The sequence below is a fragment of the Acidovorax sp. 94 genome, from assembly GCF_003634645.1.
Lineage (GTDB): Bacteria > Pseudomonadota > Gammaproteobacteria > Burkholderiales > Burkholderiaceae_C > Acidovorax > Acidovorax facilis.
In genome coordinates this window covers 2,539,101-2,565,982 of the sequence record NZ_RBJA01000001.1, presented here as the reverse complement: position 1 = coordinate 2,565,982, position 26,882 = coordinate 2,539,101, and the positions used below count along the sequence as shown (strand labels likewise).

General features: G+C 62.8%; 20 protein-coding genes and 1 pseudogene. 9 read left to right on the top strand and 12 right to left on the bottom strand.

The window, feature by feature from the left end; genetic code table 11:
* The first annotated feature begins 254 nt into the window (after positions 1 to 254).
* The 3 genes from C8C94_RS25865 (at position 255) to C8C94_RS26065 (ending at position 4,120) form a co-directional block, all read left to right on the top strand.
* A complete protein-coding gene (locus C8C94_RS25865; protein ID WP_233573452.1) occupies positions 255 to 3,248 on the top strand; it encodes a ribonuclease domain-containing protein in 2,994 nt (997 codons plus the stop codon).
* An 8-nt stretch (positions 3,249 to 3,256) separates the two neighbouring features.
* Positions 3,257 to 3,544 (top strand): barstar family protein, encoded by a 288-nt coding sequence (locus C8C94_RS11770; protein WP_082437703.1) that lies wholly within the window; start codon positions 3,257 to 3,259, stop codon positions 3,542 to 3,544.
* An 87-nt stretch (positions 3,545 to 3,631) separates the two neighbouring features.
* A complete protein-coding gene (locus tag C8C94_RS26065) occupies positions 3,632 to 4,120 on the top strand; it encodes a colicin D domain-containing protein (protein ID WP_121420838.1) in 489 nt (162 codons plus the stop codon).
* Here the strand turns inward: C8C94_RS26065 and C8C94_RS11760 are convergent.
* Both C8C94_RS11760 and C8C94_RS11755 read right to left on the bottom strand, forming a co-directional pair.
* A pseudogene (locus tag C8C94_RS11760) lies at positions 4,013 to 4,986 on the bottom strand (IS481 family transposase). The gene C8C94_RS26065 and the pseudogene C8C94_RS11760 overlap by 108 nt on opposite strands.
* Positions 4,987 to 5,071: 85 nt before the next feature.
* Positions 5,072 to 6,217 carry an IS481 family transposase gene (locus C8C94_RS11755; protein ID WP_055401030.1) on the bottom strand — a complete coding sequence of 382 codons (1,146 nt, stop codon included), beginning with the start codon at positions 6,215 to 6,217 and terminating at the stop codon, positions 5,072 to 5,074.
* Between the two features lie 84 nt (positions 6,218 to 6,301).
* On the opposite strand from C8C94_RS11755, the gene C8C94_RS26060 reads away from it, so the two are divergent.
* Positions 6,302 to 6,517: a colicin immunity domain-containing protein gene (locus C8C94_RS26060; protein ID WP_082437576.1), complete on the top strand. Its 216-nt coding sequence runs from the start codon at positions 6,302 to 6,304 to the stop codon at positions 6,515 to 6,517.
* A 293-nt stretch (positions 6,518 to 6,810) separates the two neighbouring features.
* Here the strand turns inward: C8C94_RS26060 and C8C94_RS11745 are convergent, their stop codons facing one another.
* The 4 genes from C8C94_RS11745 to C8C94_RS11730 all read right to left on the bottom strand — a co-directional run bounded on the left by C8C94_RS11745 (position 6,811) and on the right by C8C94_RS11730 (position 11,831).
* Positions 6,811 to 7,944 carry a DUF1513 domain-containing protein gene (locus C8C94_RS11745; protein ID WP_121422820.1) on the bottom strand — a complete coding sequence of 378 codons (1,134 nt, stop codon included), beginning with the start codon at positions 7,942 to 7,944 and terminating at the stop codon, positions 6,811 to 6,813.
* Entirely contained in the window at positions 7,934 to 9,040 is a 1,107-nt protein-coding gene (locus C8C94_RS11740; RefSeq protein ID WP_121422819.1) for an imelysin family protein, read from the bottom strand. The genes C8C94_RS11745 and C8C94_RS11740 overlap by 11 nt, the downstream gene beginning before the upstream one ends.
* An 80-nt stretch (positions 9,041 to 9,120) precedes the next feature.
* On the bottom strand, positions 9,121 to 10,623 hold the full coding sequence (locus C8C94_RS11735) for a di-heme oxidoredictase family protein (RefSeq protein ID WP_121420837.1): 1,503 nt from the start codon (positions 10,621 to 10,623) through the stop codon (positions 9,121 to 9,123).
* Positions 10,624 to 10,625: 2 nt separating this feature from the next.
* Positions 10,626 to 11,831 (bottom strand): imelysin family protein, encoded by a 1,206-nt coding sequence (locus C8C94_RS11730; protein ID WP_121420836.1) that lies wholly within the window; start codon positions 11,829 to 11,831, stop codon positions 10,626 to 10,628.
* Between the two features lie 322 nt (positions 11,832 to 12,153).
* Between C8C94_RS11730 and C8C94_RS11725 the strand changes: the two genes are divergently transcribed.
* Positions 12,154 to 14,379, top strand: coding sequence for a PhoX family phosphatase (locus C8C94_RS11725; RefSeq protein ID WP_121420835.1), 2,226 nt, complete (start codon positions 12,154 to 12,156; stop codon positions 14,377 to 14,379).
* A gap of 128 nt (positions 14,380 to 14,507) precedes the next feature.
* Here C8C94_RS11725 and C8C94_RS11720 read toward each other — a convergent pair whose 3' ends face one another.
* The 4 genes from C8C94_RS11720 to C8C94_RS11705 all read right to left on the bottom strand — a co-directional run bounded on the left by C8C94_RS11720 (position 14,508) and on the right by C8C94_RS11705 (position 17,680).
* Positions 14,508 to 15,332, bottom strand: coding sequence for an iron dicitrate transport regulator FecR (locus tag C8C94_RS11720; protein WP_121420834.1), 825 nt, complete (start codon positions 15,330 to 15,332; stop codon positions 14,508 to 14,510).
* Complete coding sequence (locus C8C94_RS11715; RefSeq protein ID WP_121422818.1) at positions 15,289 to 16,131, bottom strand: BPSS1780 family membrane protein; 843 nt, start codon at positions 16,129 to 16,131, stop codon at positions 15,289 to 15,291. The genes C8C94_RS11720 and C8C94_RS11715 overlap by 44 nt, the downstream gene beginning before the upstream one ends.
* A 124-nt stretch (positions 16,132 to 16,255) precedes the next feature.
* Positions 16,256 to 17,206, bottom strand: coding sequence for a homoserine kinase (locus C8C94_RS11710; RefSeq protein ID WP_121420833.1), 951 nt, complete (start codon positions 17,204 to 17,206; stop codon positions 16,256 to 16,258).
* Between the two features lie 114 nt (positions 17,207 to 17,320).
* Positions 17,321 to 17,680, bottom strand: coding sequence for a hypothetical protein (locus tag C8C94_RS11705; RefSeq protein WP_121420832.1), 360 nt, complete (start codon positions 17,678 to 17,680; stop codon positions 17,321 to 17,323).
* Positions 17,681 to 17,733: 53 nt separating this feature from the next.
* On the opposite strand from C8C94_RS11705, the gene polA reads away from it, so the two are divergent.
* Positions 17,734 to 20,532, top strand: a complete 2,799-nt coding sequence (gene polA / locus C8C94_RS11700) for a DNA polymerase I (protein WP_121420831.1) — start codon at positions 17,734 to 17,736, stop codon at positions 20,530 to 20,532.
* Between the two features lie 199 nt (positions 20,533 to 20,731).
* Here the strand turns inward: polA and C8C94_RS11695 are convergent, their stop codons facing one another.
* Positions 20,732 to 22,696: an ATP-binding protein gene (locus C8C94_RS11695; protein ID WP_121420830.1), complete on the bottom strand. Its 1,965-nt coding sequence runs from the start codon at positions 22,694 to 22,696 to the stop codon at positions 20,732 to 20,734.
* Positions 22,697 to 22,806: 110 nt separating this feature from the next.
* On the opposite strand from C8C94_RS11695, the gene yghU reads away from it, so the two are divergent.
* From yghU to C8C94_RS11680, 3 genes are all read left to right on the top strand, one after another.
* Entirely contained in the window at positions 22,807 to 23,706 is a 900-nt protein-coding gene (gene yghU / locus C8C94_RS11690) for a glutathione-dependent disulfide-bond oxidoreductase (RefSeq protein ID WP_121420829.1), read from the top strand.
* A 21-nt stretch (positions 23,707 to 23,727) separates the two neighbouring features.
* Entirely contained in the window at positions 23,728 to 24,360 is a 633-nt protein-coding gene (locus C8C94_RS11685; protein ID WP_121422817.1) for a glutathione S-transferase family protein, read from the top strand.
* Between the two features lie 86 nt (positions 24,361 to 24,446).
* The gene (locus tag C8C94_RS11680; protein WP_121420828.1) at positions 24,447 to 25,373 is read left to right on the top strand and encodes a LysR family transcriptional regulator; all 927 of its coding nucleotides are present in this window, start codon (positions 24,447 to 24,449) and stop codon (positions 25,371 to 25,373) included.
* 20 nt (positions 25,374 to 25,393) lie between these two features.
* Here C8C94_RS11680 and C8C94_RS11675 read toward each other — a convergent pair whose 3' ends face one another.
* Positions 25,394 to 26,611, bottom strand: a complete 1,218-nt coding sequence (locus C8C94_RS11675) for a D-amino acid dehydrogenase (protein ID WP_121420827.1) — start codon at positions 26,609 to 26,611, stop codon at positions 25,394 to 25,396.
* Between the last annotated feature and the right edge of the window lie 271 nt (positions 26,612 to 26,882).

Sequence of the window (26,882 nt, the reverse complement as noted above, 5' to 3'; positions counted from 1 at the left end):
TAAATTGCTGACGGGCTCCATCTGCACCGCGCCCACTGCCTCCAACGCGCGTAAAAATCCGTAACCTGTGCAACCCCTTCCTTCACTCTGGCTGCACAGATGCTCCTTATTTAATAGCTGTTTGCGCTTGGCACATATGCCATGGGGCCGAATTTCGCCATCAGCACACGCCGACTCATCCCCTATAGGGGTCATTCCTAGCTAGGAGCCTTCCCAGTTTCGCGCGCTGATGCCTGTAGGCACAGTCGCGCGCCATGCAAGTCGCCCCCTCAGCCTCCACCTACGCTCCCGCCCCTGGCGACCTGGCCAGCCAGCCCGCCCCTGGCAGCGCATTCAACAGCTACACAGACCAACCCCAGGACAACGCTGGCGCCTTCACCGACAGCGGCCCAGGCGGCTACGCCCAGCCCGATCCTCAGTACCCCCAGGCTGACCACGCCCTGGCCAGCACCTCCCTCTTCGCCCCCACCGACCACACCCCCAGTACCACGCTGGCCCTGATGGTGCAGGCACAGACCAAGCCTCTGCTGGTCACCCCTGAGAACGCAGCGGGCCTGGGCATCGACCTGGTGAGCACCAAGCCCCTGACCGTCACCCCTGAGAACGCAGCGGGCCTGGGCATCGACCTGGTGAGCACCAAGCCCCTGACCGTCACCCCGGAGAACGCAGCAGGTCTCGGCATCGAGCTGGTGCAGACCAAACCCCTGCAGATCACCCCCGAGAACCCAGCCATTGGCACCGTCGGCGCCCAGGCAGCAGCCCCCAACGCCAGCCCCACCGAGATCGCCGCCCTGGAACTGCTGCTGGCCGAGCCCGCCAACCAGGACATCATTGCCCAGTACGGCCCGCCCCTGCGCCCGCTGAACACCGACACCAACGTCGGCCAAGGCATCCTTGCGCGCTTTGGCCCCGACCTGGGCGCGCGCCTGACCCAGCTGCAAGAAGCCCAGGATGGCGTGCGCAACGAATACCTGCACGCACTCGACCAAGCCACCCAGAGCCCCGGCCCCGACACCCCGGGCAGTCAATGGGTCCCTGGCACCGGGCAAGGCGAGACCGCCGAGCCTGGGCGCTGGACACTGGACCCCGCAGCGTTCTCGCGCCACTACGCCCAAGGCGACAGCCTGGCCCAACGCGCCTTTGCCGACATGCACGGCCAAGACCCCCTGGTGTTCCATGAGGGCAGGGAAGGTGACGCCCACAGCGAACCCAGCTACCACACGCTAGGCCCCTTCAGGCTGGCCCAAGGCCAGCCCTACGGCAGCGACTCCAGCCTGCCTGACGCCTGCCTGCTGCGGGACTACACCCAACTCAGCCCAGAACACAGCGCAGACCTTATCAACAAGGAATACCTGTGGTTTGACCCCGTCAACGGCTGGAGCACCAGCGCAGACAACATCCAGGCCCCGACGGGCTTTCTGGACAAAGCCCTGCCCGTCGCATTCAGCGCACTGATGTGCATGGTGGCCTTGCCGCCTGTGGGCACCCTGCTGTCACAGGCAGGGGCAGGCACCTTCGTTCAAGGCGCTGCCATGGGGGCCATGGGCAGCGCGATCTCCCAGACGGTGATGACCGGCGGAATCGACTTCGGCAACCTGCTGCGCTCGGCCCTGACGGGAGGCATTGCAGGCAGCGTCATGCAATACACAGGCCTGAAGGACATGCTCGACAGCGCCGACCTGGCCAAGAGCAGCCTCGCACATCTGGGCAAGGCGGGCCTCACGGGGTTATTGCAAGAAGCCACGGGCGGCCAATTCAAAGACGGCTTCATGAACAGCGCCCTGGCCAGCATCGCGCAAGGGGTGGGAGACCATCTGAATCAGCAGATCGGCGAGCTCCAGGACATCAGCCCCGAGCAGGTCAGCGTGCTCAAGCTCCTGAGCAAAGCTGCCAGCAGCGCATTGAAGATCGCGGGCACCAACGACCCGGCGGCGGGGTTTGCGAGCGAGTTTCTGAGCGGAGTGCTGGGCGACGGGCTCCAGGGGGCGCAAGGAACGGGGCAAGGGCAGGAACAGAGCCAGGTGGGGAATGAGGGACAACCGGGACAAGCTGCACAGCCAGGAGACAGGCCCTCCAGCGACTGGGTGAAGAACCTGGGGGCCAGTGAGGTGGATGCGCAGACGGCGCAGTGGGTAGAGGCATTTGCCAACCCCGCCACATTGCCATCGTCGCAAGGCATCCAGGTCGCATCAGCCCCCAACGGTACAGTGGGTGATGCGGGTTACTTTGATGACAGTGGCGCTTACATAGAGCCCGCCCAACTGATCTGGCCTGACGGCACCACCAGCACGCTGGCACAAAGCAGCAATGGCGAGCCCATGCTGTCAGAGACCGAGGTGCGTGAGACTGCGCAGCCGATGCTGCCAGAGGACTTTCGCAGACAAGAGATCGAGTATCGCAACAGCACAGAGGTACAACCACCACAGTACAGCTTCACGGAACTGGTGGAGATGTCCCACAGCCCCGTTGACAGCTACAGTGCCCAGGAGTACCGGGACGCCGCCGCGCAGTACCGAGCGAGCATGGGAGAGGACTTCCGGCGGGACAGCATCTACAACGGCCTGTGGACCCGAGCCGCAGCGTTGGACGCAGCTGCAGGCGGCGGATGGGGGCAAGAGGTGATGAATGACATCACCGGCTTTGCAACGGAAGAAGGGCTGCATGCACAGACAGGGGTGGCGATAGGCGGTGCGCTGGGCCGGGGTATTGGAAACAGGCTGGGTGGCAGCGTTGACAATGTGGTCGAGGCTGCGGGCACGAAGCCGGATGGGGCTGTGCCTGCGGCTGGGTCGGGTGTGGGTGGTGTTTCGACCAATGGGGCCAATGGAGGGACAGCGACAGCGGGAGGTACTGCAAACGCTGCGACCTATGCTGGCTTGAAGTTGGATCTAAAGACGACCCAGGCTGCAAACGAGGTAGTCGAAAGCCTCCAGACTACTGGGAAATTGCCTCCAAACTACGTCGATAAAGCGCAAGCAGCTCAACAAGGATGGCAACCGGGCAAGGCGTTAAACAACTTTGTGCCGGGTGGACAATTGGGTGGTGATGTCTTCAATAACGTTCCACCTGTCAACGGGCTACCGCAAGCTGCAAACAGGACTTGGCAGGAAGTGGATATTGGAATGAGTAATACCATGTCCAGAAGCAATCAACTTGGTACACGGTTGCTTTATTCCAATGATGGTCTTCTGTACATAACAACTAACCACTATAAAACGGTTACGCCAATCGGTTCTTGGAAAAAATAGGGGAAAGCATGGAAATACTCATTGATGGTGATGCGCTTGAAACGGCGAGTGATTTTCACCGCGCATTTGCGTCTGCGCTTGGAATTGAAAGTTTTTATGGTGAAAATCTTCACGCGTTATGGGATGTTTTGAGCGCTAGTATTGAAAGGCCCGTGACGCTGACTTGGAAGCGGTCTGATAAGTCAAAACAGGCGTTAGGGGCTGACTTTGATGCAATTGTTGATGTGCTTCGACGAGTTGAGTTGCAGGATGAGAAATTTGGTTGGGCAGACAGGTTTTCTTTTGCCCTTGAATAGGTGTTGCGAATGAAGGAGTCAAGACCGAGGCGGAGGTAAACGCGACGTTCTTGAGCTCCCAGCTTGATAAGAAATTCAAGGGCGCGGATGGCTTTGGGCTATCGATCACAAAGAAATATACAGAAAACCTGTCGCAATACCAGTCCGCGATTGAAGCGCACCATTGGTAATGGAGGAATCTATTATCATGGAACATATCAGTACGTCCCAGGGTCAACATTTCACTTCAATCCGATTACAAGCAACGTAGTGGTTGTTGGAAAAGTCCTAGCCTTTGTGACTGGTTGGAAGCTTGCACCTGAAACACACAATTCGAAAAAATTGTCTAAAGGATGGGGTCCTCAGAAGAGTTATGCTTCGCTGATGGTGGTAAAAGATTTTCTTAACGACAGTGTTCAGACCGGACACATAGTTAACAGGTGTGCGAGGACATGGTTTACAGATTTGATTAAACGGCTTCGGTGTCGGTTAGGTGTCGCATCCCGTACGATCATATGGTCGCTTGTGAAACAGGCGCGGGTGGGTCTGGTACCACTCTTTCATCGCCTGCATCGGCGTACTGCTCTTGAGCGCTGACTGCGGTAACTGGTGGTTGTACAGGGCCACATAGCGCAGCAGGGTTTGCTCCATGTCTTCGCGGCTGTTGAACCTGTGGGTCTTCAAAACGTCCGCAATGCGGCCGTTAAACCGCTCAACCATGCCGTTGGTTCTGGGCGTCCTGGGCTTGGTCAATCGGTGCTCTATGCCCAGTTCCTGGCACAGTTGATCGAACTCATGGTTGCCGCTGGGTTCGCGTTCCTTTCTGGCAAACAGACGGTCCGTGAACTCTTTGCCGTTGTCGGTCAGCAGCTTGTTGATCCTGATCGGACAGGCCTTGTGCAATGCCTTGAGGAAGGCCTGTGCACTGGCAGCTGTCTTGTTGGCCTTGAACTGCACGAACACCCATCGCGTGGCCCTGTCGATGGCCACGAACAGGTAGCGCCGGCTGCTCTCATCCTGCATCTGGGGCAGGTACTTCACATCCATGTGCACGTAGCCTGGCTCGTAGCTCTTGAAGGCCTTGTAGGCCAGCGCAGGCTGCTGGGGCCTTAGAGAGCATTGAGGTTGCCCGCTCCATGGCGGCGCAAGCACCTGTCCAGCCCGGAGCGCGAGACATGGGGACAGATGAACTCCCGTGTCACGGCCAGCAGGTCATCCAAAGGCAACAGCAAGGTACGCCGCAAGTGAACCACCACTGTTTCTTGTGCTGGCGTGAGCACGGTCTGCAGGTGGTGGGCAGTGTGAGAGCGGTCTGCAAAGACGGAACGCTTCTTCCACTTGTAGACCGTCTGCTCAGTGATCCCAAAGCGCTGGGCCAAGACGCTGGCTGGTTCATCGCTGGCTGCGATCTCGGCACGCACGGCGGGCGTGGTGCGGGCGTTCTTGTGCAGGGCTATCAACATGGCTTCACTCCCTGGGTGGATTGCAAGGACTCTATCAACTCCTTTAGAACCGCTCGCGCCATGAAGAGTGGATAGCGTTTGGAGTCTATGCAATCGTCCGGGATGTGACAGTTAGGTCAATCACCAGGCAGCGGTGATGCGCGAAGAACACTTCAAAGCAGCCGTCCTTGTCCTGCTTGGGCCGGATACCCACCTTGTGGCGGTGCAAGGCATTGCTCAGCTTGTAGCGCTTACCTCTGAACTTCAGGATGCCGTTCCAGTCGACCGTGCGCACCTCGTCTTCACTGCTGTACTGCGGCGGGCTCAATCGCTCAGGGAACGCTCTCTTGCTGGGCCGGTAGCATGTGACCGGGGTGGCTCCGTGCAGTGCTTCATGGGGGCGCTGGTGGTTGTAGACCACACGCCAGCGGTCCAGCGCCTGCTGGACCTTCTGCAGGCTCTCAAAGCACCTTCCCTTGAGCACCTCGATCTCCAGCGTTCGGTGAAAGCGCTCGTCCTTGCCATTGGTTTGCGGGTGGTAGGGCCGACTGTGGCTGACGTGGATGCCCAGTTGTACCAGCCACACGCCCAGCGCTGTGAGCTGGCCAGGCGCACTCGGTGAGCCCCAGGGAGCACCGTTGTCGAAGTTGATCTGCGCAGGCAGGCCGTAGCGCCTGAATACCTCCGTCATGTGCGCTTGCACGATCTCAGTGGCAGTTTTGCCGCAGGCCTGAAGCGCAAGGTTGAAGCGCGAGTGATCGTCCAGCATGGTCAGCGGCGAGCACCGACCCTCAACGGTCTGGAAGTGGCCCTTGAAGTCGGCCTGCCAAAGTGCGTTGGGCTCCTCGCGTTCGAACCGCTGCCAGGGCTTGGCCGCTTCGCTGGCCTCGGGCGTGATCAAGCTGTGGCGGCGCAAGATGGAAGTGATGGTGCTGGGGGCCACGTTGGGTCCACCCAGGTGCTGCAAGCGCCAGCTGATCTTGCGCCCGCCCCACGAGGGATGCTCGATGCGCACATCTATGACGGCCGCCTCCACCTGCGGTGAGGAGCTGCTCGGACTGCTGCGGGGCCTGCGCGATCGGTCTACGAGCCCCTCGCTGCCTTGCTCTTCAAAGCGGTTGAGCCACTTGTACGCGGTTGGGGCGCTGATGCCAAAGCGTCGGCACAGCTGGCGCACGTTGGCCCCTTCTTGCCTTGCCAGCGCAACGAATTCCTGTCTCAGGTTCATGGTGTTGCAAGCCTTCCATGGCATAGCGACCTCCGGCGAAGTTCGCCGAAAGTGTTAACCATGTCCTCGCACACCTGTTAACTATGTGTCCGGTCTGAACACGACAGCATTGATTGCTCCGCGTTTTGCGATCAATACGCCCAGCGTTGGAAAAATGAAAGGGACAGTGGTGAGTTGTTGAAAGATGACTCAAGCACAAGCGATGCGTTGACCAGTATTTTTTGCTTGATTGACTTGTTCAATCCTTCGGATGGCTGGGACGATTGCGAGTTGAACGAAGAAGGTTTTCGCCTCGAAGTATCAAAAATCACAAGAGATTTTTAACGGACTCGTTTGGATTATTCTCAAAATACTTCTCCCTTGATCGTCAATAGGGAAGATCTCCTCGAATCGATTTTGGCTGGGTCGCAGCACAGGGTGAACTAGAACAGCATTGACGCTGTGAGATTGGGCGTGTGGCGCGACCCCGGCATGTGTTGCGCGACGGGCTGTTGCACTGATGCTGTTGGCTCTTTGTCCCCTGCGCAAGCCGTCAGAAACTCTGCGTCAGCGGCACAGCGTGTCGACAAGGAACACGGACCCCGCGCAAGGCCAATAAAACAGTCGCAGCCGCAGTTTCAAGAGGCCACCACCCAGTGGTTGTCCAGCCGCACACCTTGCAGGTTGCGCCCATGCGGGTGGCTTACGGGTGCCGTAGCCTGGGCGTTCTGCAGGCTGGCACCCAGGCCACCCGCCCACAGCGCGCCGCCGTGTACAGCCAGCGGGCAGACGTCGGGCAGCGGCACCAGCCCGCGCCATTCGCCTTGCGGTGTGTACGTGGCAATGCCGTTGGCGTGGGGGCAGCTCACGGCCCAGCCTGGGGGCGTGGCGGCCATGCTGCCGCCGTAGCCGTGGATGCTTTGCGCAATGCGCTCGGGCGTCGGCACCACGCGCAAGGCCGTGCCGTCGAACAGGGCCAGCACGGGGGCGGCGTCTTTGGCGTTGCTGTCGTCGTGTTCGGCCTGCAGGGCGATGCCCAGGGTCCGAGCATCGGGGCTCCAGGCCAGATGACGCAGGCTCAGGCGCTGGTCTTGCAGGCGCCACTGGCCCAGCAGGCGGCCGGTGTGGCCATCCAGCCGCACGATGGACGAGTCCATGGTGGGCAGGTCGCGCTTGGCCCGTCCAGTCTCGGGTGCGGTGGGCACACCGCCGTTGGCGACGATGAGGGTGGGCGCGCCGTTGTGGGTGGTGCGTGTGTCCCAGGTCAACTCATGGGCGTCGATGCCGTGGGTGGGCCACTCGGCGGTTTTTTGCAAGGTGCGGGCGTCGCGCACGCCGATCCAGCTGGCGCCGGTTTCGACATCGGTTTCGGTGGTGACCAGGCGAGTGCCGTCGGGACTGGCGAGGACGTGGCCGTTGAAGCTGCGCTCGCCGTCCTGCCAGAGCCATTGCGGTTCCGCGCGTTGGCCGGGCCACCAGCGCACCAGCCAGTCGCCGGGGCGGCGCGCGGTGGCCAGTACCGATCCATCGGGCAGCACAAAGAGGCCGTGGGCGCGGGTGGGGACTTCGAGCGACGCGTGGATATGCAACGGCTGCCCGGCGCCGAGTTGGGTAGATAGCAGCCCGATGTGAAAGCTGCCCTCGCGCTCCCAGGCGGCAGCCAATTGCACGGTGCCGTTGTTTCTGGCGAACGCAGCGGCTGGAGCGAACGCCCACGCGCCCAGGCCCGCCAGCCTTGCCAGCGTTTTGCGGCGGTGGGGGTCAATCACCATCGGCGTCCGAGAATCCAATGCTCACCTGCAGCGCCGGTGCCACTTCGGATTCGGCCAGATACTTGAGTGCGGCCAGATCCTTCGCGGTCTGCTGGATGGTGGCCTTGTTCTGCACGCCCGCTTTTTGCACCTGCGCCATCGATGCATCGACCTTGCCGGTGGCCTGGTGCAGTTTGTCGGCCAGCGGGTTCAGGCCCTTGCCGCGCAAATACATCTCCAGCGGCACCAGCGCCTCGCCGGGCGCGGGTGTGGCGGCGTTCGCAGGCAGGGCGGTCACGCTGCGCAGGCCTACCCAGGTGGCGGCCCAGGCGGCCAGGGTGTCGCCGCTGGCGATGCGGGGGTAGTCGGGCGTGCGGCTGCCAGATCCCGATCCAGCGGCGCGCAGGGGCTTTTCCATCTGCGCCCAGCGCAGGCGTTCGATGCCGCCCACCCATTGGTTCACAAACTCGCTGATGGCCTGGGTGGACTGCTCTTGTTCGTCCTCGGCGCCCCAGTCGGTGCCTGCGGCGGTGGTGAAGGCGGCTTGCAAGGCGGCGGATTCGCGGGCCACGTCCTGCGCCACTTCGTGTGCGTAGCTGCAGGCAGGGCTGCCGGGCTGCACGGGGCGGGTCCACAGCAGCCATTCCAGCGCGGGCAGGCCCTTGGCGGGGGTGCCGATGCGCTCGAACGCCTTGGCGCCTTGGGGCTGGGCGGCGATGGCTTTTTCGATCAGCGCGGGGCGGGTGGGTGTGAAGTCGATGGCGCGCTGGCTGCGGCGGGCGATGACGGGGCCTATCGACACAGCGGTCAGCTGCTCCCATGCGCGCGCTGTGGCCTGCCAAGCTGTGCGCGCGGCGGCCAGAGCCGTCTTGCTGTCACTGGCCGGGGCCTGGCACAGTGCGGCCACGGCGGGCGCCAGGGCGCGGGCGCTCTGGTCAAAGTCTTTGGCGCGGGGCAGGGCCCAATGCCCGTAGATGCCCTGCAGCGCGTGTACGGTGTCGTAGAACGGCACTGCCTCGCGCTGCCAGGCGGGGGCGACAGCCGCTGTCTGGGCCTGCGTCGCTATGGGGGGCAGTGCGGTCAGCAGCAGGGCGGCAGCAAGGAGGGATGTTTTCATCGCCGGGCCGCCCCAAGATGAAAACGCGGCTCCCTCGGGGGGCAGCGACCCGCGCAGCGGCGGAGCGTGGGGGTCAATACTCATAGCGACTCCACAAATTTCACCAGCGCATCGCGGTCGGCCTTCTTCATTTTCAGCACCTGGTCCTTGGCTGCTTCGGCCTCGCCGCCGTGCCACAGCACCGCCTCCAGCACGCCGCGCGCGCGCCCGTCGTGCAGCAGGCGCGTGTGGCCGTTCACATCCTTGATCAGGCCGGTGCCCCACAGTGCGGGAGTCTTCCACTGGCGGCCGTTGGCGCCAAAGTCGGGCCGGTTGTCGGCCAGGCGTTCGCCCATGTCGTGCAGCAGCAGGTCGGTGTAGGGCCAGATGCGCTGGCCGTTCAGGGCTTTGCTGGTCAGCGTGGGGAAGGGGCCTTCCTTGGTCACGTAGCTGGGCCGGTGGCAGGTGGCGCACTGGGCCTGGGCAAACAAGGCCTGACCGCGTTGCACCTGCACGTCGTTGACGTTACGGCGCGCGGGCGGTGCCAGCGTGGCCTGGTAGAAGATCACGTCGGCGAGGGTCTTCTCGTCGATCTCCACAGCCGGCTGGCCTTGCACGCTGGCGCCCTCCTTGCCACTTTTGCCGCTGGGTGCTGCCAGGCAGTCCTTTTGTGCGGGGGTGCAGGTCTCGTGCGCGAAGTGGCGCGAGGTGATGCCCATGTCGCCCAGAAAGGCGCCGCCCGTCTGGTGCGCGATGGTGGCCACATTGGCCTTCCAGCCAAATCGCCCTGTCATCATGCTGCCCGAGGGCGCGTCCCACACTTTGTTGGCTTGGCCTTTGATGGTGCCGGGCGCCGCAGCCTGGTCGGCTGCGTTGGCCAGGATGTCGGCCTCGGCAATCGCTTCGAGCAGGCCCACGCCGATGATCTGCGGCGCAATGCGCGGGCTGCTCATCGCGTCCGGGTGCATGGGGCCGTAGCCCAGGTCGGCGAAGCCATACACGGGCTTTTGCAGCGTGTAGGGCGTGCCGTCGGCAAACTGGCCTTTGATCGTTTCGTAGCGCAGCGTGACGCGCCCTTCAGGGCTGACGCCCTGGATGGCTGCGTTGTTGAACTGGTCTCCATACACCGGGTCGGGCTTGGGCCCGCCATGCGCGTCTTTGCCGGGGATGGACAGGCGGATCAGCAGGGCCACGGTCGGGTCCTTGGTCTCGCCCAGGCGGTTGAAGATCGCTGGCGGCTCGCCCCGGCCGTCCTGCACATGGCAGCCACCGCACGAGCGCGCGATGAAGTGCGGGCCCAGGCCATCACGGGCCTTGGTGGACGCGGGGGCCTCGACCCAGTTGCGGCGAAAGAACGAGTTGCCGATGACAAAGCGCGTGCGTTCCTCATCGGTCAGGTTGGCGGCTGGGAACGAGAAGGCATTGCGCCCGGTGGCGAATACGGTGGTCTCGCCGCCGGTTTTTTCGCCCTGCGGGTCGGGTTGGGGGGTCGCCGTCAGCGATGGAATGCCCAGGCTGCCGAAGCCGGCGAGCGCGACGATGGCGGTGCTGGCAGCCGCCAGGCGCACAGCGCGCTGGCGGCGTTTGGCTCGCGAGATCTGCATGTTCAAGGCTGGACCAGCGTCAACTTGGTGATGCCAATGGCGTTGGCGGCAGCGACCAGGTCTTTGCTTTGTTGTGTGAGGCTGTCGATGGTCTTCTGGATGCGCTGGCGGCCCGGGGCGTCCTTGCCGCCGATGATTTCGCGATCGAACGGGGCCTGAATGCCTTCTGCGGCGACCACCGATGCGGCGATCTGCTGCGTGGTCTTGTCGGCCAGCGCAGCGTCCCTGGCGGCCACCAGGTCACGCAGCGACGGGCCTTGCAGCACTGTGCCGTTGGCCTGCTTGTACTGGCCCAGCCACACGTTCTGGATGCCCAGTGCGTTGGTCACCGCATCGCGGTGGGTGTTGTCCGAAAAGCACGAGTGCTCGTCTTCCTGGTCCTGGCTGTTCAGCGCCACTTCCAGCCGTTCGCCGGCCAGTTCGCCGCGCGACAGCGAGCCCAGGCCCACCAGCATCTTGCGCACCGATTCCTGGCCGCCTTTGACGAAGCGGGCGCGGTAGTTGTTCTTGGCATCTGGCGCCCAGGCCTTCACCAGCGTGGTGAGGTCGTCAATGAGCAGCTCTGTCACCACGTTCAGGTATTGGCGGCGGCGGTCGGCATTGGGGGCCTTGCCATCCACAAAGTCTTCAAAGCTGCGGTTGCCCGGGCCGCTGTCTGACAGGTCCTGGCCCCACAGGAAGAACTCGATGGCGTGCCAGCCAGTGGCAATGTTTTCCTCGCCGCCACGCTCGTTCTGCGCGGACAGGTTCTTCTTGTTGATGGTGAACTTGCGGTTGTTCACCAGCCCGGCCGTGGCCTTGCCTTGCACGCTGTCCACAAACGATTCGTCCATGGGCCAGGCGTTGATGCGGCCTTCAGGGCCGTTGTCGTTGTCAATGGGGCCGCCGTAGAAGCGGAAGGCCTCCGTCTGGCCGTAGAACTCGCGTGCGGCCAGCCAGGTCTTGCGGGCTTCGGCCAGCGTTTCTGCAGAGGGCTTGGCTGTGAATGCCAGCACAGCCGTCTGCAGGGCCTTGGCGGCATTCAGCGTGTCGGTGTAGTTGGCATGCACCAGGTGGCCGTAGTGCGCGGCCACCATGTTGGTGTTCACCGCCTGTGCGTTGGCCGACGGGGCCGGCGCCCCACCTGTCTGCGCTGCTGCGTGAGTGCCATAGGTGCACAGGGCCAAAGCGGCCACCAGGACCGAGGTCTTCAGAAAGGAATGGGGCATGCAGAGGTCTCCGGGGCAAAGGGGCGCGCAGGCCATGGCATGGAAGGCGGGTGGGCCTGCAAGGGCGCTGCGGTGGTCAACGAAGGGGCCGCACTGGCTGAGGGAGCCTGTGCACCACAAGGTGCGAGGGCGTGGCTGGGTGGGCGAGGGCAGGTTTTGATTATACAAATAGTAGTGATTCGTATTTGTGTATATCCAACTCTGGTGCGACCACCAGCTTGCAGGGACCGACTGTCATCAAACCGCCGCAAAAGCTTCACGGCGATGTCACCCACGGTTTCTACGCTCCATGGGTTTTGTAACCAACAACCCGAGGAACCCCATGAACCACCGTGTGGCTGCGCCAGAGCAGGCGATTGACTTCAACAACGAGAACTCCAACACCTCTGCCAACCCCAGCTTTGATGCGGTGCTGGGCGCTCGCCTGTCGCGCCGTGGCCTTCTGCGGGGCAGCGTGGGCACGGTGGGCACCACGCTGCTGGCGGGCTTTGGCGTGTCGGCCTGCGGCGGCAGCGACGACCCTGCAGTGACTCCACCCCCTGCCGGCCCCAAGCTGCTGGGCTTTGGCGCGGTGCCCAAGAGCCTGGCCGACGTGGTGGCCGTGCCTGCAGGCTACACCGCCAGTGTGCTGTTTGCGCTGGGCGACCCCATTGCAGCAGGCGTGGCTGCCTACAAGAACGATGGCACCGATGGTGACTTCGACAAGCGCGGTGGCGATCACCACGACGGCATGGAATGGTTTGGCCTGGGTGCTGACGGCAAGCGCAACGACAACGCCATCGAGCGCGGGCTGCTGGCCATCAACCACGAAGCCACCACCGACGAGAAGCTGTCGTCCCACTTCCTGCATGCCAACGGCGGCACGACCACCTTGCCACGCCCTGCGGCCGAAATCGACAAGGAAACGGCGATCCACGGCATTGCCGTGATCGAAGTCGCCAAGTCGGGTGGCAAGTGGGCCTACGTGCAGAACTCTGCGCTCAACTTCCGCCTCACGGCACTGAGCCCCATCGAGATCTCGGGCCCTGCGCGTGGCAATGCGCAGATGATCACCAAATTCTCCCCCACGGGCACCACCACACGCGGCACGCTGAACAACTGCGGCACGGGCAAGACGCCTTGGGGCACGTTCCTCACCGGTGAGGAAAACTGGTTTGGCTACTTCACGCGTGGCGCTGCCGACGATGCCGCACGCGGCAACGACAAGAGCGTCACGGCCCTCAAGCGCTATGGCCGCAACCAGGGTGCTGCATCGCGCCACGGCTGGGAGAGTGGCGGCGCCGCCGACCAGTACCAGCGCTGGAACAACAGCAAGACCGGCACCTCGGTGGACGGCAGCGACGACTACCGCAACGAGATGAATGGCATGGGCTACATCGTCGAGATCGATGCCTACGACAAGACCCGCATGGCCAAGAAGCGCACGGGCCTGGGCCGCTTTGCGCACGAAAGCGCGGCGTTTGGCAAGGTTGAGGCAGGCAAGCCGCTGTCGGTGTACATGGGTGACGATTCGCGCGGCGAATACATCTACAAGTTTGTTTCCACCGCGCTGTGGAATGCCGCCGATGCCAATGCCGCCGACCGCATGGCCGTGGGCGACAAGTACCTGGACAGCGGCAAGCTGTATGTGGCCAAGTTCAATGCCGATGGCACGGGCACCTGGGTCGAGCTGGCGCTGGCCAACACCGCCATCAGCGGCTATGCAGCCTACAAGTTTGCCGATGCAGCCGACATCGCCATCAACACCCGCCTGGCGGCGGATGCCGTGGGCGCCACCAAGATGGACCGCCCCGAATGGAACGCCGTGAACCCCGCCAACGGCGAGATCTACTTCACGCTGACCAACAACAGCAACCGCAGTGTGAACCCCACGGGTAGCCAGTACCTGCCAGACGCCGCCAACCCACGTGCCTACACCGACATGAAGGGCACCTCGGCACAGACCGGTAACCCCAACGGCCACCTGGTGCGCATGAAAGAAGGCGCCTCGGTCTCGGCTTTTACCTGGGACGTGTACCTGTTCGGCGCCGAAGCCGGGGCCGACAAGGCGCTGGTCAACATCTCGTCGCTGACTGCTGACCAGGACTTCTCCAGCCCCGATGGCCTGGCCTTCAGCAAGGCCACCGGCATCTGCTGGATCCAGACGGACGACGGCGCCTACACCGACGTGACCAACTGCATGATGCTGGCCGCTGTGCCCGGCCAGGTGGGTGACGGCGGCAAGAAGACGCTGAGCTACACCAAGACCGACGGCACCAAGCTGGACATCGTGACCCCCGTGGGCAAGGCTGCCACTGAAAGCACGCTCAAGCGTTTCCTGGTCGGCCCCAAGGGCAGCGAAATCACCGGGGTGGCCGAAACGCCCGACGGCAAGGCCATTTTCGTGAACATTCAGCACCCCGGTGAAGGCACCGCCTTGGCCAATGTGGGCGACGCCACCAAGTACCAGAGCCAGTGGCCCGCCAACGCAGGTTACGGCGCAGGCAAGCGCCCCCGCTCTGCCACCATTGTGATCACCAAGAACGACGGCGGCGTGATCGGGACCTGATCCCCCGCTAGTTCGTTTTTTGACCGACCCGGCCCGCTGGCCAGAGGGTTGCCACCAACAGGGCAAACCACTGGCCGGCGGGCCTTGTCCGTTGCGGTGGGCGCGTTGCCAGGGGTGTGGTCGGCGGGTCAGTAGGTGCTGGTGTCGCCGGGGGGCGGTGGAACGGCGCGGGTGGGGGCCGTGGGTGCCGGCGGTGTTGTTCCTGGCGTTGTGCCGCCGGGCGCGGGGTAGTTTATCTGCCCGCTGCCGTCTTTGGTGCCCTTGCGCCCGGCAATCTGCCAGGCCGTGCGCTGGCCGATGAGGCCGGCCAGAAACTCCAGCTCTTCGTCGGTGTGGTTGATGGCACCTGCAGGGGTCAGAAGGCGGCCGTCGCGCGGCGCAGGCTCGGCCCAGAACGACTGGTGGTAGACCGACTGGCTGACCACGCTTTCGTTGCCAGCGGCCAGGTCCACCGTTCCATAGCAGTTGCAGAAGTAGCCCCGGTGGTCCAGCTCGGGGAACACCTCGGCATACACACCCGTGCCCCGGATACCCGCCGTGGCGGTGGGCAAAATCACCTGCCGGTCGGTGCCTTGCCCCCACACGCTGGCCACCGCGCCGGTCAGCACCCGCAGCACCTTGACGGCGGTCGGCGTGTCGCCCTCCAGCGCAAGGCGTGTGTTCTGCCGCACCATGAAAGCGCTGTTGCCCACGGCAAAGATGGCGGTGGAGCCCGGCCCCGTTTCGATGCGGTCACCGGCGGCGATGCTGCCCTGTGCCGTCAGCGCCTGCCCATTGCGCAGCACATCCCCGCGCACTTCGACGATGTTGCTGCCCGATTGCGCCTGTGCGGCCATCCACCCGCCTGCGGCCACCCACGCGGCGGCGGCCTGCAACAGGCTGCGCCGCCGGTGCCAGAGAAGCTCGTTGTCAGTCCGGCCCAGGAGCAGGGGAGTCAGGTGGTGGTGTGTCATGGGGCGGCTCGGGTTCTGGGGTTGAAGGGGGCTCGTAGCTGTCACGGAAGGTGAACACCACCGACGTGAAGAACATCGCCGCCATCATCAACGCGGCACCCACCATGATGCCGCCAGCCGCCGATGCCGCAAGCCCCGCCGTAGCCAGCAGTGCCGACACCAGCGCCACCACCAGCCCCCCCAGCAGAAACACGCCCAGCCAGCCCAGCCCATAGACAAGGAATGCGCTGAAGTTGCGCACGCAGGCCACGATGCTGAAGAACAGCGCCTTGACCGGAGGCACGCCATGCCAGTGCACCAGCCCCGGGGCATGCCAGAACAGCAGCGACAGCGGCAGGTACAGCACCATGGAGAGCCACATCGCGCTCTGGAACGCCGGGTCTTCGGCCACTTCCTTGCTGAGCTGGGCACCGCCCAGGTACACCTTGGCGAACTGCCCGCCGTCGATCAGGGCCGACAGGCCCATTACCGCCAGAAAGCAAGCCGCATACAGGGCGCCCAGCACCAGCATGTCACGCAGGCGCTGCTGCCCGGTGCGAAACGCCACCAGCAGCACGGCCGGTGTGGGAAACCGCCCCTGCGAGGCTTGCGCTGCCGCCACCATCATGGCCAGGGTGGCCGATGGCAGCAGCATCAGCGCCACCGCAGGGCCGACCAGCGGAATCATGGAGGCCAGCGACATGGACGCCATGGTCATGAAAAACAGCGCTGCCAATGCCATGGGCTGCTTCCAGAACGTCCGTATACCAAGCTTGACCCAGGTCATGCCAGTGCGGGCGGGGACGATGTGGAGTTTCATGAAGGTGCTGCTGAAGAAAGGTGGGGCCTGCGCCCGGGCATTGCCGGCAGCCAGAAGGCCGCCCATGGCAGTGCAATAGCTTGGAATTTACCCCAGCGGCCCATTCCGGCCACTGCACAAGGGCTCAGGCGTGCACTGGGTGTGCAAGGCGAGCACGCAAGACGCGCTCGAAATGGGTGGGGTCGTGCGGCGTGAGCATCGAGGCTTCGCGCGGCAGGTAAAAGTCCCACAGGCGCGAGATCCAGAACCGCAAGGCACCGGCGCGCAGCATGGCAGGCAGCAGTTCGCGTTCGGCCGCGTTGAGCGGGCGCACTGCCTGGTAGGCATCCAGCATGCGGGTGGCGCGCTCGGCGTCGTGCGCGCCGGTGGCCAGGTCGATGCACCAGTCGTTCAGACACACCGCCAGGTCAAACAGCCAGGTGTCCACGCCCGCAAAGTAGAAGTCGAAGAAACCCGTGAGCTCCTCGCCATCGAACATCACGTTGTCGCGGAACAGGTCGGCGTGCACGGGGCCCCTGGGCAGTGCGGCATACGCTGCGCTGGCCGCCACATGGTTCTGGTAGGCCAGCTCAGACCGCAGCAGGGCGGCCTGGGCCGAATCGATGTGGGGCAGCACCACGGGCACGGTTTCGTTCCACCAGGGCAGGCCGCGCAAGTTGGGCTGGTGTCGGTCAAACCCACGCCCCGCCAGGTGCATGCGGGCCAGCATGGTGCCCACGGCCGCGCAGTGCACGCCCTGGGGTGCGAGCTGGCTTTTGCCGCGCAGCTTGTTCACCACCGCAGCGGGTTTGCCACACACGGTGTGCAGGATGTCGCCGTTCTTGTCAGCACGCGGGTCGGGCACGGGCACGCCGCCGTGCGCCAGGTGTTTCATCAGGTACAGGTAGAACGGCAGTTGTGCCGCCGTGAGGCGCTCGAACAGCGTGAGCACGAACTCGCCCTGATCGCTGGTCAGAAAGTAGTTGGTGTTCTCGATGCCACCCTCAATGCCGCGCAGCTCTACCAGCTCACCCAGTTGCAAACGGCGCAGCAGCTCGCGCGCCTCGGTGTTGGAGACTTCGGTAAAAACGGCCATCGCTCAGGGGGGTTACAAAGAAATGAAAAACTGGCAGAAGAAGGGCAGGGCGTGCAGCGGCTTCTTGGGGGCAGCGCGGTGGCGCTGCCAAATACCGCAGTCGCCGCCGGGGCCTCAGAACTTCAGCACGTTCCAGACACGCGGGGCGGTGGTGGTCTCGGCGCCGCTGTTGCTGCCTGCGCGGCTGCGTGCGCCATCGGGCGATTGCACTTCATAGCCGGGCATGTTGCCGGTCTTGGGCTGCACCGAAATCGTCTGTGTTTGCCCGCCCACACGCAGCTCATCAACGCGACTGCCCGCGTCTTCCACCTGGATGCGCTCGGTACGCTGGTTGGTGCGGCCTGCAGGTTGCTCTTGATTTGAGAGCGCTTCGCGCTTGTCCGTCGTGCCCTGAGGGGCATTTTGGCTTGGGTTTTGGGCCAGGGCGGTGCCGGAGGCAATGCCCAGCAGCAAAAGGAGGTAGAGAGCGCGCATCGGGCGATTGTAGAGCGCTGCCTGGGTGGAGTCCGGCCGTGCACAATCCGTGCATGACTGACAAAAAGACCCTGGTGCTGGTGGACGGCTCCAGCTACCTCTACCGCGCCTTCCATGCCATGCCCGACCTGCGGGCGGTGCCGGGCGACCCCACAAGCCCTGCCACCGGTGCCATTCGCGGCATGATCAACATGATGCAGGCCCTGCGCAAAGAGGTGACTGCCGACTACGCCGTCTGCGTGTTCGACGCCAGCGGCCCCACCTTCCGCGATGCCCTGTACACCGAATACAAGGCCACGCGCTCACCCATGCCCGACGACCTGCGCAGCCAGATCGAGCCCATCCACCAGGTGGTGGACCTGCTGGGCTGGAAGGTGGTGGCCGTGCCCGGCGTGGAGGCCGACGACGTGATCGCCACCTTGGCCCACGTGGCGGCCGCACAGGGCATTGAGGTCATCGTGTCCAGCGGCGACAAGGATTTGAGCCAGCTGGTCAACGAGCACATTACCATCATCGACACCATGAGCGGCAAGCGCCGCGATGTGGCGGGCGTGACAGCAGAGTTTGGCGTGCCACCCACGCTGATGGTGGACTACCAGGCGCTGGTGGGCGACACCGTGGACAACGTGCCCGGCGTTGCCAAGGTGGGCCCCAAGACGGCCGCCAAGTGGCTGGAAGAATATGGCTCGCTCGACAACCTGATTGCCAACGCCGACGCCATCAAAGGCGTGGCAGGCAACAACCTGCGCGAGGCCATTGCCAGCGGCCAGCTGGCCTTGAGCCGCCAGCTCGTCACCATGAAGACCGACTGCGCGCTGGCCGACCACATCCCCGGCCTGCCCGCGTTTGATGACATCACGCTCGACGCTCCAGACAACGCCGGCCTGCTGCCGTTTTACGAACAATACGGCTTCAAGGGCCTGGCCGCTGCCATCAAGGGTGCAGCCGCCCCAGCGGCTACAGCCCCCACTGTCGCAATGCCCGGCCAGAGCGGCGATCTGTTTGCCGACCACTCCGCCAGCACCGTGGCCGAAGAAGCCCAGCACCGCACGGTGGTGTACGACACCATCCTCAACTGGGCCGACTTTGACCAGTGGCTGGAGCGCCTGCACAAAGCCCCGCTCACGGCCATCGACACCGAGACCGATTCCCTCGACGAAATGCGCGCGCAAATCGTCGGCATATCTTTTAGCGTGCAGCCCGGTGAAGCCGCCTACATCCCCCTGCGGCACGAAGGCCCCGACGCGCCTGCGCAACTGCCGCTGGATGACGTGCTCGCCCGCCTCAAGCCCTGGTTGGAAAACCCCAAGCACCATAAGCTGGGTCAGCACATCAAGTACGACCGCCATGTGTTCGCCAACCACGGCATCGAGGTACAGGGCTACGCGCACGACACCATGCTGCAAAGCTACGTGCTGGAAGTGCACAAGCCCCACAACCTGACCAGCCTGGCCGAGCGCCACACCGGCCGCAAGGGCATCACGTATGAGGACCTGTGCGGCAAGGGGGCGCACCAGATTCCGTTTGCGCAAGTGCCGGTCGACAAGGCCGCCGCCTACTCGTGCGAAGACTCCGACCAAACTCTGGACGTGCACAACGCCCTGTGGCCCCTGCTGCAGGCCGACGACAAACTGCGCTTCATCTACGAACTGGAGATGCAGAGCAGCGAGGCCCTGTACCGCATCGAACGCAACGGCGTGCTCATCGACGCCCCCACGCTGGCCGCACAAAGCCACGAGCTGGGCCAGCGCATCTTGCAGCTCGAAACCGAGGCATATGAAATTGCAGGCCAGCCCTTCAACTTGAGCAGCCCCAAGCAACTGGGCGAAATCTTCTTCGACAAGCTGGGCATGCCGGTGGTGAAAAAGACGGCCACTGGCGCCCGCAGCACCGACGAAGAAGTGCTGGAAAAGCTGGCCGAGGACTACCCCCTGCCCGCCAAGCTGCTGGAGCACCGCTCGTTGAGCAAGCTCAAAGGCACCTATACCGACAAGCTGGCGCAACTGGCCCTGCCACGCACCGGCCGCGTGCACACCCACTACGCGCAGGCTGTGGCTGTCACTGGCCGCTTGTCCAGCAACGACCCCAACCTGCAGAACATTCCCATCCGCACCCCCGAAGGCCGCCGTGTGCGCGAGGCCTTTGTGGCCCCCGCAGGCCGCGTGATTGCCAGCGCCGACTACTCCCAGATCGAGCTGCGCATCATGGCCCACCTGAGCGGCGACCACTCGCTGCTGCACGCCTTCCACGCCGGGCTGGACGTGCACCGCGCCACCGCTGCCGAAGTGTTTGGGGTGGAGGTCGATCAGGTCACTAGCGAGCAGCGCCGCTACGCCAAGGTCATCAACTTCGGCCTCATCTACGGCATGAGCAGTTTTGGCCTGGCCAAGAACCTGGGTATCGAAACCAAGGCCGCCGCCGCGTACATCGACAAGTACTTCCAGCGCTACCCCGGCGTGAAGCAGTACATGGACGAGACCAAGGCAGCCGCCAAATCCATGGGCTATGTCGAAACCGTGTTTGGCCGCCGCCTGTACCTGCCCGAAATCAACTCCCCCAACGGCCCCCGCCGCGCCGGAGCCGAGCGCGCCGCCATCAATGCCCCTATGCAAGGTACGGCGGCCGATCTGATCAAGCTGGCGATGGTGGCGGTTCAGAAGGAGCTGGATGCCCACAAACCCAGCATCCAGATGATCATGCAGGTGCACGACGAACTGGTGTTCGAGCTGCCCGAGGGCGAGGTGGACTGGCTCAAGACCCACATCCCACGTCTGATGGCGGAGGTGGCTGCGCTGAAGGTGCCGTTACTGGCCGAGGTGGGGGTGGGGGCTAATTGGGATAAGGCGCATTGAGCGCAATTTGAGCCGAGAATGATAAAAATTTTGAACGCATTTGGCCTTTAGCGTTTGTAATCAATCCTCAGTGGCCAACCGTGCCGTTTATACCCCCCCCCGGTGATCGGGGGGACTAGCCCGAGGTGTCCAACTCTGTGCTGGGCGGCTGCTATGGCGATACCAGGCGTCAAACGCGCAGCATTTATTTGGCAAATTGCTACTCGTATTTGATGCGTTGGGCCTCTGCTGTCTCATCCGCATTATTTAAGAACTCGATCAGCTCGCTGAGGATGATTAGGTCGCAAAATTTCGCACCAGTCTCCAGGTCAACTAGTACATGCGTAACGCCATGATACTGACGCTGATCGGCATTCTCTGGCAGCAAGAGCGATACGATACCGTACTTTTCTCTGTACGTCTCGCCTGTAGTCCATGCGACGCATAGGTCAATGTCCTTAATATTTTTGTCCTGACTGTCAAAGTCCTCGACTAGTCCATCCAAGGAAAATTTGTACTCCAGAATACGCGGGGTAGTGACCTTGCCACTAAGAGCGTTTGCGGTCTCTTTGGGTACACCTAGTGGGTTTTTCCCCTCGTCGTAAATGTATAGCTGAGGAGATAAGTCAAATGCAATCTTGAATAAGCCATCATATGTAAATCGCTCGTTCGTAGACATCATATTAAGTCCGCGAATCACCCCTCCGGCAATCAACTGATGAAAAAGTGCAATTACGTCTTGTTCACGTGTAGGTACTGATGTTATTGATACACGCTCCACTGGTAAAAAGAAGTGCTTGCTTTGGAGTTTTAGTGGTTGCTGAAGCTCATGGGAGAGCATTTCCTTTTTCCAATCGTCAATAGCAAGCTCTCTCACAAGATCAGGCGAAGTACCTGTATTTGCTTTGAGCAAATATCGCATTTTTGAGAGATGCGTCTCGACGATGTGGCGCGCAACGCTCTTGGCGAAGTCAGTGAGTTCGCGATGAAACCCTTTACGCCCGAGATCCGGCGTGTAGTTATCGAAGTGGATAAGAAAGTGAACCTGGTGCTGTCGACCAATGTTTCGCGTGAGCGGTATCAGCATTGTTTCGCCTTGCGGCATGTTGTTAGCCGCTAGCTGTATTCCGCTTGAGAGGACTCGGGAGCGGAGCCCCAACTCATCATTGAATTGAGTCCAGAGCTTTGCTGTGTATCCGAACTCAACACTGGTTGTCGGGGTGTATCGCTCAAGAACTTCAAGCTCTTCTTCATCAAGAGCGTTGCCCAGTAGCGCCTTTAGTTGGCTCGCAGTCCATGTTTCATAAATGAAGTCGAGATTACTGTATTTGTCCGGCATCTTTCTGCCAGGCCCATATTTGATATAGAGATCGTCCTGTGCTTTTGTGAGGGTGTTGTACGAAGACTTTTTCGATGCGTTCTCGTGCAGCCACGGGTACTTGGTTCCCATCTGCGTCAGGGTGGAGATTTTACCTTTTGCAATAACGGTAATTGTTACTGAAACCAGTGGGTCAGCGATAACTGAGCCAAGCCCAGTTTTTACATAGAGTATTTTTTGCCAAGTCGGTGCAGTAGTTGCTTGTAGCCAACCTAATTGTCGAGGGTGGGTTGTTCCGTCAAAGCGCACAGTTATTGATACACCTCTGTCAAACGCGGCGAATGCGTCGTCTGCCATTTTTGAAGAGTCGGGCTCAACCTTTGGGTTTGCGCCGCTTGTATCATCCTTGAGCCAGTTGCGTGCATTGATGATTCGACCAGAAGCCTCAAAGCCTGGTACCTTTGTCGTTACCCGCATATAGTTGAAGCCGTACGCAACATATGTGGCTCCAACGCCCTTGTGGCCGCGTGTATTGCCAGACTTGAATGAGAAGTTTGGCGCGAGGAATTGTTCAAATTTCTCTTTGTCAAGGCCGATGCCATTGTCACTTACTGTCAGTGAGTTCTCGTCGATATCGATCCGAATATTGATTTTTGGCTTATATTCATTGCCTGTTCCTGCGGATTTTTCAGCTGTCGCGCGAGCTTCCACTGCATCGAGCGCATTTTGAATTAGTTCGCAGAAAGGGTCATACCATCCGACGTAGGAACTCAGAATGTTACTAATCTCCCGCTTCAGCGCTCCAAAAGCAGCGCTGTTGATCTTGGTATTCTTAAACTCAAGTGGGTCAAACGGTGTGAAGCTCATGGCGTCCTTGCTAGATTGCTCTAGTTAGCATCGTAGCCTAGGCGGCCAAAGAGTTTTTGTGTATAGCTCTCGCAACTAGCCTGAAACCCCTTTTTACCCAGGACTCTCGCATGTCTACCACCCCCTACACCCCCCCCGCCATCTGGCAATGGAACAAAGAAAACGGCGGTCAATTCGCCAGCATCAACCGGCCCGTTGCCGGTGCCACGCATGACAAGGAACTGCCCGTAGGCCGTCACTCGCTGCAGCTGTATTCGCTGGGCACGCCCAATGGCGTGAAGGTGACGGTGATGCTGGAAGAGCTGCTGGCGCTGGGCCACAGCGGGGCGGAGTACGACGCGTGGCTGATTCGCATCAACGAGGGCGAGCAGTTTGGTAGCGGTTTCGTGTCTGTGAACCCCAACTCCAAGATCCCCGCGCTGCTGGACCGCACCGACCCCGCCAACCCGGTGCGCGTGTTTGAGTCCGGCGCCATCCTGATGTACCTGGCCGAGAAGTTTGGCAGCGCCTTTTTGCCCAAAGACGGCGCGGCGCGTGCCGAGTGCCTGTCGTGGCTGTTCTGGCAGATGGGCAGTGCGCCGTTTGTGGGCGGCGGGTTTGGGCATTTTTATGCCTACGCGCCGGTCAAGATCGAGTACGCGATCGACCGCTATGCGATGGAGGCCAAGCGCCAGCTGGATGTGCTGAACCAGCGCCTGGCTATGACCGAGTACGTGGCGGGCGATGAGTACACGGTGGCCGATATTGCGATCTGGCCCTGGTATGGCTTGCTGGTGAAAGGGCAGGCCTACAACGCGGGCGAGTTTTTGCAGGTGCATGAATACACGCATGTGGTGCGCTGGGCCGAGCAGGTGGCCAAGCGCCCGGCGGTGCAGCGTGGGCGCAAGGTGAACCGTGTTCAGGGCGACCTGGCCAGCCAGTTGCGCGAGCGGCATGACGCCAGCGACTTTGACACCAAGACGCAGGACAAGATCGAGGCTGCGGCAGCAGCTTCTTCACCCGCACGCTGAGTGTTTTTGCAAGGCGTCACCATGACCACTTTGTATGACTGCGCCACGGCGCCCAGCCCGCGCCGCGCGCGCATCCTGCTGGCAGAAAAGGGTGTGGCCCACGACACCGTGCAGGTGGACCTGCGCAACGGCGAGCAACTGGGCGATGCCTACCGCCAGATCAACCCGCAGTGCACGGTGCCCGCGCTGCGCACCGAAGAGGGTTTGCTGCTGACCGACAACGCGGCCATCACCGCGTATGTCGAGGCGCGCTACCCGCAGCCTGCATTGCTGGGCGAGACGCCTGCCGAAAAGGCCGAGATCGCCAGCTGGAACTGGCGCATGGAGTTCGAGGGCCTGTTGGCCATTGCCGAGGCGTTGCGCAACAGCGCACCCGCCATGGCCAACCGGGCGCTGCCGGGCGCGGTGGACTACCCGCAAATACCGGCGCTGGCCGAGCGGGGGCTGGTGCGCGTGGGGCAATTCTTTCAGTTGCTTAACGAGCGCTTGGCGGACCGCGACTTCATTGCCACCGACCGCTTCAGCGTGGCCGACATCACGGCGGTGGTGGCGGTGGACTTTGCGCGCGTGGTCAAGCACAAGCCCGGCGAGCAGCACCCGCACTTGCTGCGTTGGCGTGCGGCCATGGCGCAGCGGCTGTCGATGTCGCTCTAACTATCGCGCTGCTCCAGTCCCCGTTTTAGTCGCAATGGGTGGATGCAAGGATTGCGCATCGGGCCTGTTCCTTGCATTGTTAGGTGATGCGCCTTCGCCACATAGAAGTTTTCAACGCCGTCATGCTCACCGGCAGCGTGAGTGCGGCGGCCCGCCTCATCAACGTCACGCAGCCTGCGGTCAGCCGCATCCTGGCGCATGCCGAGCTGCAGCTGGGCTTTCCGCTGTTCCATCGCCTCAAGGGCAAGCTGGTGCCCACCACCGAGGCGCAGACGCTGTACCCGCACATCGAGCGTTTGTTCACCCAGCTCGATGATGTGCAGCGCCTGGCCAACAGCTTGAAGGGCGACCAGCGCGAGGGCGAGTTGCACATCCTCAGCGTGCTGGCGCTGAGCTACGAGGTGCTGCCGCGCGCGCTGCGGTTCTTTCGGCAGAAGCACCCGGATGTGAAGGTCACCATCGACGCGCTCCATTCTCCGCAGATCGTGTCGGCCCTGGTGTTGCAGGAGGCGGATGTGGGCTTTGTGTTCAGCGCCATCGCCCACCCTGCGCTCACGCAGGAGCACCTGGCAGATGGCCGCATGGTGTGTGTGGCGCCCAAGGGCATGCTGGGTGCGGCGCTGGTGGATGCGGGCGTGGCGCACCTGGCCGATCTGGCCGACACGCCGGTCGTGCGGCTCGACGTGCGCGACCCTATCGGCACGGTGGTCAGCCATGCCTGCCGTGAAGCCGGCGTTGGCCTACAGACGGCGATCACGGTGCAGACCTACCACGCCGCGCTGGCCCTGGCGCACCACGGCCATGCGGTGGCGGTGGTGGACACCTGCACGGCTGCTTCGGCCGACCGCAGCAAGGTGGATGTGCTGGCGCTGGCGCCGCACATTGCCGTGCCCATCAAGTCATTGCGCACCGTGAACCGGCCCAGCTCGCTGCTGGCCAGCGCCATGACGCAGTGCATGCGCCAAGCGGTGGCCGAGACGCTGGAGTCCGTGGGTCTGCGGGAGGCCGAATAGCGCCGTGTGGGGAGGGCTGCTCAGGCTGTCGGCACCACCAGCTCGGCCACCTGCGCGGCCGTGCCAAACGCCAGCGTAAAGCCCAACGCGCCGTGGCCCGTGTTCAGCAGCAGGTTGTCTGGGGCGTGGGTGTGCCTTCCCACCAGCGGCACGCCCGCGGGCGTGGCTGGGCGCATGCCGGTCCAGGGGCGCAGTTCGCTGAAGTCGCTGCAGCCGGGGAACAACGCGCGGGTGGCCTCGCACAGGCTCTGGATGCGGGCGGGGGGGATGTGGTCGTCGTGCCCTACAAGCTCGGCCATGCCGGCCACGCGCAGGCGCTGGCCGATGCGTGCGAAGACCACCTTGCGCGCAGCATCGGTCACGTTCACGCGGGGCGCTGCACCGGCAGCGTCCGTCGTATCCAGCGTGACGCTGTAGCCCTTGAGCGGGTAGATGGGCAGGCGAAAGCCCAGGGTCTTTGCCGCCTGGTGGCTGGCGCTCCCCAGGGCCAGCACAAATTGCTGCGCCTCGATGGCGCCAGCGCTGGTCTGGACGGCTGCAATGCGCCGCGCATGGTGCACAAAGCCCTCCACGCGCGTGCCCAGCACAAAGCGCACCCCGCGTGCCGCCAGCAGCCTGTGCAGCCCCTGGCACACGGCCAGGCAATCGGCCGCGCATTCGCTGGGGGTGTAGATGGCGCCTGCAATGCTGCGGTGGTAGTGCTGCAGCGCGGGCTCGATCTCCACACAGCGCTGGGGCGAGACGGCTTCCTGCTCGCTGCCCCAGGCGCGCTGCAGTTCCATCTGCTGCTGCGCTGCGGCGAGGCCCGCAGGGGTGCTGTACAGCACGAGCTTGCCAGTGTTGGAGAAATTGCAGTCCAGCTGCTCGGCCTGCAGCATTGCTTCAAAAGCTTGGCGGCTGAGTGCGGCCAGGGCCAGCAGGTGTTGGGTGCTGCGCTCGGACGTGCGCCGGTTGCAGGCCCGCAAAAACTCCAGGCCCCAGCGCCACTGGTGCACGTCCCACTGCGGGCGCATCTTGAGCGGCGAGCGGGGCGACAGCAGCAGTTCGGGCAACTGGCGCCACAGGCCGGCATTGGCCAGGGGCTGCACATAGCTGTAGCTCAATTGCGCGCCGTTGCCGCCGCTGGCGCCAGCACCGGGCTGAGCCTGGTCGATCACGGTCACCTGCATGCCACGCTGGTGGAGCTCATAGGCGGTGGCCAGGCCCACGATGCCCGCGCCAAGGACACATACCTGCATCTTGTGTGTTCTACGTTGTTGGTTGACTGAAAGTCAATGTAGGGTGAGGGCGGGCCTTTGAACAATGCCAATGCCATGCGCAGCCATGCCGAGAAGTTATGCGTGTGCACCGATGGAAGGCACACAGCACGGAACTGCCGCGCGGAATGGGAAAAATGGCACTTGGATGGTGCGGCGGTGTGCACCAGATCGGCGGCATAACTTTTGGTCATAACGTACCCGTGCAAATGAATTGTTCAAGTGCGGCGCGAATTTTTACAGTGCCCCTGCG

Excerpts from the sequence above, each read along its gene's own strand:
- C8C94_RS25865 (WP_233573452.1), top strand. The coding sequence starts at position 255 with ATGCAAGTCGCCCCCTCAGCCTCCACCTACGCTCCCGCCCCTGGCGAC.
- C8C94_RS11770 (WP_082437703.1), top strand. The coding sequence starts at position 3,257 with ATGGAAATACTCATTGATGGTGATGCGCTTGAAACGGCGAGTGATTTT.
- C8C94_RS26065 (WP_121420838.1), top strand. The coding sequence starts at position 3,632 with ATGGCTTTGGGCTATCGATCACAAAGAAATATACAGAAAACCTGTCGC.
- C8C94_RS11755 (WP_055401030.1), bottom strand. The coding sequence starts at position 6,217 with ATGCCATGGAAGGCTTGCAACACCATGAACCTGAGACAGGAATTCGTT.
- C8C94_RS11745 (WP_121422820.1), bottom strand. The coding sequence starts at position 7,944 with ATGGTGATTGACCCCCACCGCCGCAAAACGCTGGCAAGGCTGGCGGGC.
- C8C94_RS11740 (WP_121422819.1), bottom strand. The coding sequence starts at position 9,040 with ATGAAAACATCCCTCCTTGCTGCCGCCCTGCTGCTGACCGCACTGCCC.
- C8C94_RS11735 (WP_121420837.1), bottom strand. The coding sequence starts at position 10,623 with ATGCAGATCTCGCGAGCCAAACGCCGCCAGCGCGCTGTGCGCCTGGCG.
- C8C94_RS11730 (WP_121420836.1), bottom strand. The coding sequence starts at position 11,831 with ATGCCCCATTCCTTTCTGAAGACCTCGGTCCTGGTGGCCGCTTTGGCC.
- C8C94_RS11725 (WP_121420835.1), top strand. The coding sequence starts at position 12,154 with ATGAACCACCGTGTGGCTGCGCCAGAGCAGGCGATTGACTTCAACAAC.
- C8C94_RS11720 (WP_121420834.1), bottom strand. The coding sequence starts at position 15,332 with ATGACACACCACCACCTGACTCCCCTGCTCCTGGGCCGGACTGACAAC.
- C8C94_RS11715 (WP_121422818.1), bottom strand. The coding sequence starts at position 16,131 with ATGAAACTCCACATCGTCCCCGCCCGCACTGGCATGACCTGGGTCAAG.
- C8C94_RS11710 (WP_121420833.1), bottom strand. The coding sequence starts at position 17,206 with ATGGCCGTTTTTACCGAAGTCTCCAACACCGAGGCGCGCGAGCTGCTG.
- C8C94_RS11705 (WP_121420832.1), bottom strand. The coding sequence starts at position 17,680 with ATGCGCGCTCTCTACCTCCTTTTGCTGCTGGGCATTGCCTCCGGCACC.
- polA (WP_121420831.1), top strand. The coding sequence starts at position 17,734 with ATGACTGACAAAAAGACCCTGGTGCTGGTGGACGGCTCCAGCTACCTC.
- C8C94_RS11695 (WP_121420830.1), bottom strand. The coding sequence starts at position 22,696 with ATGAGCTTCACACCGTTTGACCCACTTGAGTTTAAGAATACCAAGATC.
- yghU (WP_121420829.1), top strand. The coding sequence starts at position 22,807 with ATGTCTACCACCCCCTACACCCCCCCCGCCATCTGGCAATGGAACAAA.
- C8C94_RS11685 (WP_121422817.1), top strand. The coding sequence starts at position 23,728 with ATGACCACTTTGTATGACTGCGCCACGGCGCCCAGCCCGCGCCGCGCG.
- C8C94_RS11680 (WP_121420828.1), top strand. The coding sequence starts at position 24,447 with ATGCGCCTTCGCCACATAGAAGTTTTCAACGCCGTCATGCTCACCGGC.
- C8C94_RS11675 (WP_121420827.1), bottom strand. The coding sequence starts at position 26,611 with ATGCAGGTATGTGTCCTTGGCGCGGGCATCGTGGGCCTGGCCACCGCC.